The following is a 760-nucleotide window of genomic DNA, read 5'->3' as shown; positions in this document are numbered from 1 at the left end:
TAGTAGATAATGTTCCAGGCGCAATTAAACTGGACAGCACATTTTTCCATGGGCCAATTAATATGGCTCCAGATGCACTGGACGGTCTGATAAACTGTATAAAAGCAACACTGGATCATTTAGAAATCCCAAAGCGCGACCTGCTGATTCGAATCAAGTCGTCGATACCACCAGGTAAAGGCCTTGGTTCAAGTGCGTCTGTTGCGATTGCAGTTATTCGGTCCTTATTTGATCACGCTGATGAGGAACTTTCAGAAGAAACATTGCTTATGCTGGCGAACATTTCTGAGACGTATGCGCATGGTGCCCCCAGTGGGATTGACACACTGACAATTACGTCGGAGTCTCCTGTGTGGTACGAAAAGGATCTCCCATTTTATTTCATTAAGCCGAAATCCGATTTCCACTTTATTGTGGCTGATTCTGGCAGAAAAGGGGATACGAGACTAGCGGTTGAATCAGTTGCAGGGTTACTTAAATCTGCACCTAGGAAGATACAGGCAAGTCTTGACAGGATTGGCGAGATAACCCACCAGGCAAGACGGGCGCTTGAGAAAGCCAGTAAGCAGCTTTTGGGTAAGACGTTAAATGAGGCTCAAAAAGAATTAGAGGCACTCGGTGTAAGTGATGCTGGGTTAAACCGTCTCATTTATGTTGCAAGACAGGAAGGTGCACTTGGAGCTAAATTAACAGGCGGCGGCAACGGCGGATGTATAATTGCCCTGGCTCGAAATGAGGCACACTCAAGACATCTTTGTGA

1 protein-coding gene is annotated in these 760 nt (G+C 46.1%); it reads left to right on the top strand.

The features are described from left to right. A partial coding sequence (gene mvk / locus AC3G7N_RS20850) for a mevalonate kinase (protein WP_489424076.1) occupies positions 1 to 760 on the top strand: 760 nt, incomplete at both ends.

The sequence above is a fragment of the Virgibacillus carmonensis genome (genome assembly GCF_057836705.1).
Note: the sequence above shows the minus strand (reverse complement) of the source record. Positions and strands in the feature narration are given on the sequence as shown.